This is a genomic window from Streptomyces sp. NPDC047022 (assembly GCF_040644155.1).
Lineage (GTDB): Bacteria > Actinomycetota > Actinomycetes > Streptomycetales > Streptomycetaceae > Streptomyces.
This window is the reverse complement of record NZ_JBEYVV010000048.1, coordinates 23,434-32,411: the sequence shown is the minus strand read 5'-3', so window position 1 is coordinate 32,411 and position 8,978 is coordinate 23,434. Positions and strand designations below refer to the sequence as shown.

The 8,978-nt window shown below is 68.5% G+C and carries 11 protein-coding genes; 4 read left to right on the top strand and 7 right to left on the bottom strand.

What is annotated here, in order from left to right:
- Positions 1 to 42 precede the first annotated feature (42 nt).
- Positions 43 to 738 carry an IS630 family transposase gene (locus tag ABZ845_RS29890; RefSeq protein WP_360985934.1) on the top strand — a complete coding sequence of 232 codons (696 nt, stop codon included), beginning with the start codon at positions 43 to 45 and terminating at the stop codon, positions 736 to 738.
- Between the two features lie 72 nt (positions 739 to 810).
- The gene (locus ABZ845_RS29885; protein WP_360985919.1) at positions 811 to 1,116 is read left to right on the top strand and encodes a hypothetical protein; all 306 of its coding nucleotides are present in this window, start codon (positions 811 to 813) and stop codon (positions 1,114 to 1,116) included.
- Positions 1,117 to 1,217: 101 nt separating this feature from the next.
- On the opposite strand, the gene ABZ845_RS29880 is transcribed toward ABZ845_RS29885, so the two are convergent.
- Genes ABZ845_RS29880 through ABZ845_RS29855 form a run of 6 tightly spaced genes read right to left on the bottom strand, consistent with a single transcriptional unit; the run spans position 1,218 to position 6,467 of the window.
- A complete protein-coding gene (locus ABZ845_RS29880; protein ID WP_360985916.1) occupies positions 1,218 to 2,450 on the bottom strand; it encodes a cytochrome P450 in 1,233 nt (410 codons plus the stop codon).
- Positions 2,451 to 2,461: 11 nt separating this feature from the next.
- On the bottom strand, positions 2,462 to 3,691 hold the full coding sequence (locus ABZ845_RS29875; protein WP_360985931.1) for a cytochrome P450: 1,230 nt from the start codon (positions 3,689 to 3,691) through the stop codon (positions 2,462 to 2,464).
- A 2-nt stretch (positions 3,692 to 3,693) separates the two neighbouring features.
- Complete coding sequence (locus ABZ845_RS29870) at positions 3,694 to 4,296, bottom strand: ATP/GTP-binding protein (RefSeq protein ID WP_360985913.1); 603 nt, start codon at positions 4,294 to 4,296, stop codon at positions 3,694 to 3,696.
- Entirely contained in the window at positions 4,274 to 4,615 is a 342-nt protein-coding gene (locus ABZ845_RS29865) for a DUF742 domain-containing protein (RefSeq protein WP_360985910.1), read from the bottom strand. The genes ABZ845_RS29870 and ABZ845_RS29865 overlap by 23 nt, the downstream gene beginning before the upstream one ends.
- Positions 4,612 to 5,043, bottom strand: coding sequence for a roadblock/LC7 domain-containing protein (locus ABZ845_RS29860; protein WP_360985907.1), 432 nt, complete (start codon positions 5,041 to 5,043; stop codon positions 4,612 to 4,614). The genes ABZ845_RS29865 and ABZ845_RS29860 overlap by 4 nt, the downstream gene beginning before the upstream one ends.
- Positions 5,040 to 6,467 carry an ATP-binding protein gene (locus ABZ845_RS29855; protein ID WP_360985904.1) on the bottom strand — a complete coding sequence of 476 codons (1,428 nt, stop codon included), beginning with the start codon at positions 6,465 to 6,467 and terminating at the stop codon, positions 5,040 to 5,042. Before ABZ845_RS29855 ends, ABZ845_RS29860 begins: the two co-directional genes overlap by 4 nt.
- A gap of 509 nt (positions 6,468 to 6,976) precedes the next feature.
- Between ABZ845_RS29855 and ABZ845_RS29850 the strand changes: the two genes are divergently transcribed.
- On the top strand, positions 6,977 to 8,029 hold the full coding sequence (locus tag ABZ845_RS29850; protein WP_360985901.1) for a phosphatidylinositol-specific phospholipase C domain-containing protein: 1,053 nt from the start codon (positions 6,977 to 6,979) through the stop codon (positions 8,027 to 8,029).
- Between the two features lie 88 nt (positions 8,030 to 8,117).
- Positions 8,118 to 8,672 (top strand): glycoside hydrolase family 25 protein, encoded by a 555-nt coding sequence (locus ABZ845_RS29845; RefSeq protein WP_360985898.1) that lies wholly within the window; start codon positions 8,118 to 8,120, stop codon positions 8,670 to 8,672.
- A 52-nt stretch (positions 8,673 to 8,724) separates the two neighbouring features.
- Here ABZ845_RS29845 and ABZ845_RS29840 read toward each other — a convergent pair whose 3' ends face one another.
- Positions 8,725 to 8,937, bottom strand: a complete 213-nt coding sequence (locus tag ABZ845_RS29840; protein WP_360985895.1) for an EF-hand domain-containing protein — start codon at positions 8,935 to 8,937, stop codon at positions 8,725 to 8,727.
- Between the last annotated feature and the right edge of the window lie 41 nt (positions 8,938 to 8,978).

The window sequence follows — 8,978 nt, the reverse complement described above, 5'->3', positions numbered from 1 at the left end:
TCTGGACCACTCCACGATCGGCCGGGTGTTAAAAAAACGGAACTGCGTCCTCACGTGAAGAAGTGCTGGACCATCCCGCCCGCCGCGAATGCGGCCTTCGCCGCGGCGATGGAGGACGTCCTGGCGGTCTACCGCCGCCCCCTCGATCCGGCGCGTCCGGTGGTGTGCATGGACGAGAAGCCGTACCAGCTGCTCGGCCACGTCCGCGATCCGCTTCCCGCGCGGCCGGGCCGTGACCGGCGCGAGGACAACGAGTACGTCCGCTCGGGGACCTGCTCGATCTTCTGCTGGGTCGAGCCGCTGCGCGGATGGCGGCGCGTGGACGCCCGGCCCCGCCGGACCAGGGTCGACTGGGCGCACCAGGTCGAGCACCTGCTGACCGTGGACTATCCCGACGCCGCCACGGTCGTGCTGGTGATGGACAACCTCAACACCCACACCACCGCCTCGCTCTACGAGGCGTTCGACCCGCAGAAGGCCTTCACGCTGGCCCAGCGCCTGGAGATCCACCACACCCCCAAACACGGATCCTGGCTCAACATCGCCGAGATCGAGCTCTCCGCCCTCACCCGCCAGTGCCTGGACCGCCGCATCGGCGACCTCGCCGTGCTCAACACCGAACTCGCCGCCTGGCAGCAGCACACCAACAACAACCAGCGCCAAGTCGACTGGCACTTCACCACCGACGACGCACGCGTGAAACTGCGCCACCTCTACCCAACCACACAGCAAAATTAAGCCGCGACAATCTACTAGATAGGCGGGCTTCACCGACGCGAGGACGGTGCTCTCGCGACGAGGCTGAGTGCCATGACGAACATCGACATGAACCCCGCAACTGCCACTGCCACTGCCACTGCCACCACGACCGCGATCGACACCACGACCGGAGCCGGAACCGGGATCAGCATCCTCAAGGCAGCCCCTGGCGCGGCGGCGCCTCACGACAAGGTCTCGAAGAAGAACAAGGGCACGAAGAAGAGCAAGGCCCGGCGGCGCGCCGCCCAGGCACTGGCCTACTTCTCCCTGGTCTTCACCGGGCTCCTCGTCCTGGCCGAACCATGGCTGCTGATCCCGGTCCTCGCCCTGGTTCTGGCGATCTCCCTCTGGGACTGACCGGGCTGCTTCGGCACACATCACGGTCCCACCGGTCCGCGGCCGGCGCAGCCACGCGGTGAGCCGCCGGACGGGCTCACCGCGTGAAGGGTGTCCGGGTGTCACAGCCGCAGGGGCACCTCCCGGTGACCGTTGATGATGAGGCTCATCGTGGGTTCGAGCTCCTCGGGCCGCACGGCGAGGGCCAGGTCCGGGAAGCGGTCGAAGAGGGCGGGGAGCGCGACGCGCGCTTCGGCGCGGGCGAGGGGAGCGCCGAGGCAGAAGTGCGCGCCGTGCCCGAACTGGAGATGCTGCTTGTCCTTGCGCAGGACATCGAACTCGCCCGCGGTGTCGCCGTGCAGGCCCGGATGACGGCCCGCAGCGCCGTAGGAGGCGAGGATCGCCTCACCCTGGCGGATCACGATCCCCTCCGGCAGGGAGATGTCCTCGACGGCGTACCGAAGGGGCAGATGGCTGACGGGGCCGAGGCAGCGCAGGGTCTCCTCGATCACGTCGTCCCATGAGGCGCGACCCTCACGGACGTGCGCCAACTGCTCGGGGTGCGTGAGCAGCGCGGTCACCGCCTGGTCCAGCAGGTTGACGGTCGTCTCGTAACCGGCGCTGATGACCAGGAGCAGGGTGTCCAGGAGTTCCTGCTCGGTGAGAACGGAACCGTCGCCCTCCTCGTCGCGCACATCGATGAGCGCCGAGGTGAGGTCCTCCCCGGGCGTGGTCCGCTTCGACGCGACCAGACCGGTGAGGATGCCGTACAGGGCCACGGTGTTCTCACGGGCCTCCTCGGTGCTCAGCGTGGTGTCGAAGACGGCGTCCGCCACGGTGCGGAAGCGGGGCCACACCTCTTCGGGCAGACCCATGAGATCGCCGATGACCTGGATCGGCAGGGGGAACGCGAGGGCCTCACGCAGGTCGACGGTCTCGCCGGACGGGGTCGTGGCCATCCGGTCGAGGATCCGGGCCGTGATCTGCTCGATGCGCGGTGTCATCGCGGCGGTGCGCCTGGCGGTGAACGCCTTGCTGACCAGACGCCTCAGCCGCCGGTGCTCGTCCCCGTACGCGGTGAACATGTTCTGCGTGTTGACCCACAGGACCAGCGGCCACTTCTCGGCGATCTCGCCGCTGATGAACTGCGGCCAGTGCTGGCCGGCATCCTTGGAGACCCGGGGGTCGTTCAGGAGGCTCTTGAGGACGGCCGGGTCGGGGACCGACCAGACGGTCACGCCGAGGATGTCCACCAGCATGGCGGGACCGGCGGCCAGCAGCGCCGCTTCCTCCTGCGGACGGGCACGGCCGGTGGGATCGAGAACGAGAGGCAGGGTGTGCAGGGAGCGGTTCATGTCGGACCTTCCTAGGTCAGGGGGAGGCGCGGCGTTGGAGGGAAGTGGACGGGCAGGCCCGTCAGGGAACGGTGGAACGGGCCCGGGCGATAGGTGAGCTGGTCGGCGGGGACGGCGAGTTCCATCTCGGGGAGGGCGTCCACGATCTGTTCGATGGCCGTCTGGGCGATGAGGTACGACAGGGGCTGCGCGGGACAGGCATGGGGCCCGCCGCCCCACGTCAGGTGGGAGCGGTTTCCCGGACGCTGGGCGGAGACGACCGCGGGATCGTTGTTGCAGGCGGCCATGCTGATGAAGACGGCCTGATGAGCGGGGAGGAAGACGCCGTCGATCTCCACCGGGTTCGGTGGGTAGGACGCGCAGTAGTTGGCGATCGGGGGGTCGACGGAGAGCAGTTCGTCAAGGGCGTCGCGCACGCTGAGGCTACCCCGCAGCACATCGCCGGAATACCGCTCATCGCTGAGGATCAGCCGCAGCGTGTTCGCGATGAGGTTCTGCTCGGGCTCGATCCCGGCGCCGAAGAGGGTGATGAGCTGATGCACCAACTCCGTGTCGTCCAGCCGTGCCGGGTGCAGCAGCAGTCCGGTGGTGATGTCCGGGCCGGGATGGCGGCGCTTGAAGCCGACGAGTTCGCCGAGCGCCTCGATGATCATGGCATTGCCCGCATCGGCGTCCACCAGGTCGAACAGCGCGGCCACCCCGGCGGCCACACGCCGGCCGATCTCCGGCGGGCAGCCGAGGATCGCGCCCAGCACCTGGAAGGCCAGCGGCTGTGCGTACTGCGTCAGGAGGTCCGCCTGGCCCGTCTCGCACATCTCGTTGATCAGCGGCAGGGCGATCCGCTCGACCAGGGCGTGCAGTTCGTGCCGGGGCAGATGGCCGAGGGCGGACAGGTTCACCGCGCGGTAGCGGGCGTGGGCGGACCCCGAGGTGCGCAGCGCGTTGGGCCGGTACTCCAGCATCGGCAGGACCGGGCAGTGCGGGGGGACGCCCCGCTGCCAGACCCGCGGGTCTGCTGGGAACCGTACGGGGTCGTGGAGGATGCGGACCGCGGTGTGGTAGCCGATCACCAGCGTGGCGGGCACCTCGGGGTCGAGGAGGACCGGGGCCAGTGTCTCGTGCCGCTCCCTCATCTGTGCGTAGCAGCCGTAGGGGTCGGCCGCGAACTGGGGTGTGTACAGCGGGAAGGGCGTCTGGCCGGTGTGCGCGTGGTGACCGGCCGGCGATGTCGCCCGCGGCATATTCACGACAGTTGCTCCAGTCGGCTTGCTCGGTGGAGGTATTCGGCGAACGCGATCAGCGCGTGGATGCACGACGCTTCGTCGCGCGCGTCGCAGGAGGTGAGCACCACGTCGTCGTCGAGGGCGAGGGCCCCGCGGATCTCGTCGAGGTCGTACCGGGGAGCGCCTTCGAACTGGTTGACGGCGATGCCGAAGGGCAGGCCGCGTTCCTCGAAGAGCCCGAGGACCGTGTCGGAGTCCTGCAGCCGACGGGTGTCGACGAGGATCAGCGCGCCGAGCGCTCCGTTGAAGAGGTGCTCCCAGAAAGGGGTGAACCGGCTCTGTCCGGGGGTGCCGAACAGATAGAGGGCCAGGCTCGGGCTGAGGGTGCGGCGGCCGAAGTCGAAGGCGACCGTCGTCTCCGTCTTGCGGGGCAGTCCGGCGAGGTCGTCGATACCGGCGCTGGCTTGAGTGATCGGCTCCTCCGTTGTCAGCGGGGGGATTTCCGACACGCTGCTCACCAGCGTCGTCTTGCCCGCCCCGAAGTGGCCGGCGACGAGGATCTTCGCGGACCGGGTCACGGTGCCGGGGAGATAGAGGTGCTCAGACGAGAGCACGGAGTCCATTGAGCACTTCCTCAAGAACGCTGATGCCCGGCTGCTCTGCCGGTGCCGGGGTGTCGAGGTGGCCGGTGTCGAGGAGTCCGGACACGACGATGAGGGCGACGGTGGGGGGCAGATCGAGGAGCGCGGCGATCTCGGCGATCACCAGGGGCCCCTGGCAGACCCGCAGAACCCGCCGGGCTTCCACATCGAGTCCGTAGGGCGAGCGGTCCAGGGCGCGAACCAGGGTCGTCAGGGTGAGGCCGTCGCGGGACGGAGACGAGTGTCCTCGGGTCCGGACATACGCCCGGACCATGTCAGGGTCGCGCCGTGGCCCTCTCATGGCCGGCCGCTGCTCTCGCCGCCGGGCCCCCCGGCTTCATGTCGCGTCGGGCTGGAGAGTTCCGTACCGAGGCGCTCGGTCAGGCCGTTCATCCGGTAGGTGAGGACTTCCGCGTCCACCGTGTCGGTCGCCGAGACGGCCAGCAGGGCGTTGTGGCCGACCCTTTTGACGAAGAGGAGCCCCTCGTCGAACTCGCCGACGACCTGGCGCAATCCGTTGGCCGAGCCGCCGGTGTACGGGGCGAGCGCCACTCCGATCGCGTGGAAGCCGCTGGCCGACGCGGCGATGGCGTCGGCAGTGTCCCGGTCCACCGGCTCCGAGTAGCCGAGGGCGAGGCCGTCCGTGGCCAGCAGCACGGCGTAGCGGACGCCGGGCATGCCCGAAAGGTCTCCGAGCATCCAGCCGAGCCTGTTCGCGTGCGTCGTCATGAGTCGGGATGCCTTTCTTCACGGTCGGCGCGGGCGTCGTCCCAGCCGGTCCGGGCGTCGTCCCAGGCGGCAGAGGCGTCGTCGCGGCTCTGGCGTACGTCGTCGCGGCCCTGGCGTACGTCCTCGCGGCCGATGCGGGCGTCCGTGTCCTGGGCGTGTTCGTGCGGCGGGAGCGCCGCGGAGCGGGCCTGCCTGCTCGCCTGCTGCCAGGCACCGATGACCGACGGCCGGGCGGGCTCGGTGCTCGTACGGCGCGCGGCCGGAACCTGCTGCCGGCCGGCGGGTCTGCGCCGTGTGCGCGTCGGCAGCCCGTTCGGTGTCAGCGCGGGCCCCGGCGGCTCGGGAGTTTCGGTGCGCACGGGCGGCGGGGCGGGTTCCGGTGCGGACGCGGCGGTGGTGAGATGGTCCTCGGGCAGGAAAACCGAGGCGCACATGCCGCCGTAGCGGTTGGAATCCGTGAGTACCACCTTGATGCCGTAGCGGCGGGCGAGGAGCGCGATCACCGGGAAGCCCGCCCTCGGATGCGCCTCCATGGCAAGGATGTCGATCTCCTCACGGCCGTCCAGGATGCGCCTCGCGCGCTCCAGTTCCTCCTCGCTCATGCGCTTGCCGGCGTCGTCGATGAGGAGGGTGACTCCGTGGTGTCCGTGCTGGGCGCTCACTTCCACATGGGTCTGGGGCGGCGAATAGCGGGCGGCGTTGTCGAGCAGATGGCTCAGGATGAGCTTCACGGGACCGACCATGCGGGCGGTCACCGCCCGGTCCGACGCGTAGGGGCGGATGCGCGCGTAGTCGGAGATCGCTCCTTGGGCGGCCCCGACGACGTCGGTGAGTGTGCTGGTCGGCCACCTCTGTCCGAGCAGTCCTCCAGCGAGCACGACATAGGACTGCGCCTGGTGAAGCATCTGCTGGACACCGTGGTCGATCCTGGTCAGCGTCCCGAAGACGGCACTGTCGTGGTGGCGGCGCAGGGCCTGGGCGATGTCGCTGCTCACGTTGATGCCGGTGCTCACCATGGCGGTGGCGAAGGACTTGACCGCCGACTTCGCCGACTCGCGTGCCTCGGCTTCGACCTGGCCACGGGTCGAGGCGGCCGTCTCGACCCCTATGCGGTGCAGATCGGCGACATACCGTTCGCCGAGCACACGGAGGTTCTCCACGAAGGCGGAACCCGCGAGGCAGTCCGCGACCGCGAACTCGCGTGAGGTGGGATGCGGTTGCCGCAGTGAGCCCGCGATCTCCCCGAGGCCCTGGGATATCAGCATGGCCAGGGCCGTGTTCTGGGCGTTGGCCATCTCCTGCCAGTGCGCGGCCTGCGCCCGGCGCCTGGTGGCGAGCCGGGCCAGGTACGCGGCCGTCCCCAGGGCGAGAACGAGCGCGGCGGCCAGACCTGATAACGCCGCGACGGCTGTTTCGTGTCTCATCGGTTCTTTCATGGGGTCGAAGGGACAACGACGGAGCACGGGACCGGTGATGCGGGCGACCGCCGGGCCGACAACAGCTGAGCGCATGCCAAGGCGGACCGCCTCGGGACACGGGGGTCGCCGATCGGCCGCCTGGAGCTTCGATCCCCCGATCGTGTCCACAGGACCGTCGCGGTCTTCGACGTCCCCTCACGGCCGGCGAACTACCCAGGTAGAGCCGTACAGCGTGCGGGCGATCGAATGTGCCACCTTCGATCCGCTTCGACAAGCAAACGCGATCATAGCAAGGAGAGGAGCGACCGAAGTCGCCAACTTCCTTTTGCCACAAGCTTGTTGAGTGAGCAATCAACAGCGACGGACCATCGCATCCGCACAGCCGGACGACAGCGCTTCCACGGGGCGGCTCCCCCGGCGCCTCTGTTCCTCCCGGGGCTACCGCACGGTAATACGTCACCTCTAGGCTGCCGCCAACTCGACTACGGCGAAGGGGAATTGACCCAATGCGCGCGATGAGAAGAGCGGCGAGACGGCTGGCGGCACTCGCAGGCGCCGGCCTGATGCTGATGGCGTTGCCGGGCAACGCCCGGGCGGCGGGCACCACCCGTACGGCGGCACCCACGTACTCCAACGTGACCGCGATCGGCACGCACAACGCGTACGACAAGTCCAAGTACACGTACTTCGCGCAGGCCCTCGACTCGGGTGCCTCGCTGCTCGAACTGGATGTCTACGTCGACACCATCACCAAGCGCTGGCGGGTCAGCCACAGCAACCCGTGGGGCGACGACAACAACTGCGAGAACGCGAAGACCCCGGGCGATCTCTACAGCAAGGCCCGCGATCAGGACCTCGGCAGCTGCCTGGACAACATCGCCGCCTGGCACCAGCTGCACCCCGACCACCGGCCGATCGTCTTCAAGGTGGAGATGAAGGTCGGCTTCTACGGCAAGGGCGGTCTCGGTCCCGACCAGTTCGACGCGCTGGTGGCCTCGAAGCTCGGCAACATCGTCTACAAGCCGTCCGACCTGCTCGGCTCCACGTACCCGACGCTCGACGCCGCCGCGAAGGCGAACGCCTGGCCCTCCCGGGACGCCCTCAAGGGCAAGGTCATGTTCGAACTCATCCCCGGCACGGTCGAGATGAAGAACCCCTTCGACCACTACTGGACCGACCAGGAGTACGGCGAGCATCTGCGCGACCTCTACGCCGCCGGGAACATCTCCAGGGCCGAGGCGTTCCCCGCCGTCCTCGGCGCCGCCTCCGGTGACCCGCGCACCAGCCGCTACGACGCCTCCATACGGCCTTGGTTCGTGTTCTTCGACGGGGACGCCGCGACGTACGTCAACAACGGCTACGACACGTCCTGGTACGACACCGGTCACTACATCCTGATCATGACGGGCGCGGACGGGGTGTCGCCCGCGATCTCCTCCACGAACCCCACGGACGCCGAAGTGGCCTCCAGGCTCTCGCTGTTGGCCTCGCGACACGCCAGCCTGATCACCTCCGACTGGTCGGCGAAGTCGCCGTCGGTTCTAAGTTCGGTGACCGCCCGGGGCTGAGCAGCACTCTTTAGGGGCATATCGCCTTTGAAAAGGTGATACAGGCATACGTCCCTGTCCCCCACGAGCACCTCTCAGGGAGCCCCCCATGCTGCACGGCATCGATGTCAGCGCGTACCAGTCGTCCTCGTACGACACGAGCGGCCTCTCCTTCGTCTTCATCAAGGCGACGGAGGGGCGTTCGTATGTGAACCCCAAACTCACCGCCCAGATCAAGACCGCCCGGGACGCCGGCTGCGTGGTCGGCTTCTACCACTTCCTGTGGCCGGGCAACATCGCAGACCAGGCCGAGTACTTCGTGTCCAGGACCCCGGAGAGGACGGGCGATCTGCTGGCCGTGGACTGGGAGACGACCGGGGACGGCACGCACGCGAGCAACGCCGAGAAGGACAGCTTCATCCGCAGGGTGAAGCAGCTCAAGCCCGGCAACCGCGTGCTGCTCTACACCAACCGCAACTTCTGGCTGACCATCGACACCACGTCCTACGCCGGGGACGGTCTGTGGATCGCCGACTACGTCACGGCGGGCCAGCCCCGCATCAAGGCGGCCTGGCGCTTCCACCAGTACACCTCCGACCCCGTGGACGAGGACGTCGCGAACTTCGCGAGCAAGACCGCACTGCGGGAGTGGGCCGGAGGATGAGCCGCGAAGGGGTGCACCTTCCCTCCGGGAGGTGCACCCCTTCGCGTCCGCCTCACTTGCTCAGGTACGTCCAGAACTCGTCGAACGACAGAACCTTGTCGCCGTTGAGGTCGCGGGTCTTGATGACGGCCTCGGCGACCGCGTCGGTCACGTTCCAGTCGCCACCCTGCGCGAGGGCCGACTTGAACTCGGCGGCGGTGATGAACCCGTCACCGTCCGCATCGATCCGCTCGAACTGCTTGCGTGCTTCCTCGATGTCCGCCACCGATCCGCCCCTTTTGTCTCGCTTGAATCTGTCTTGCTGTC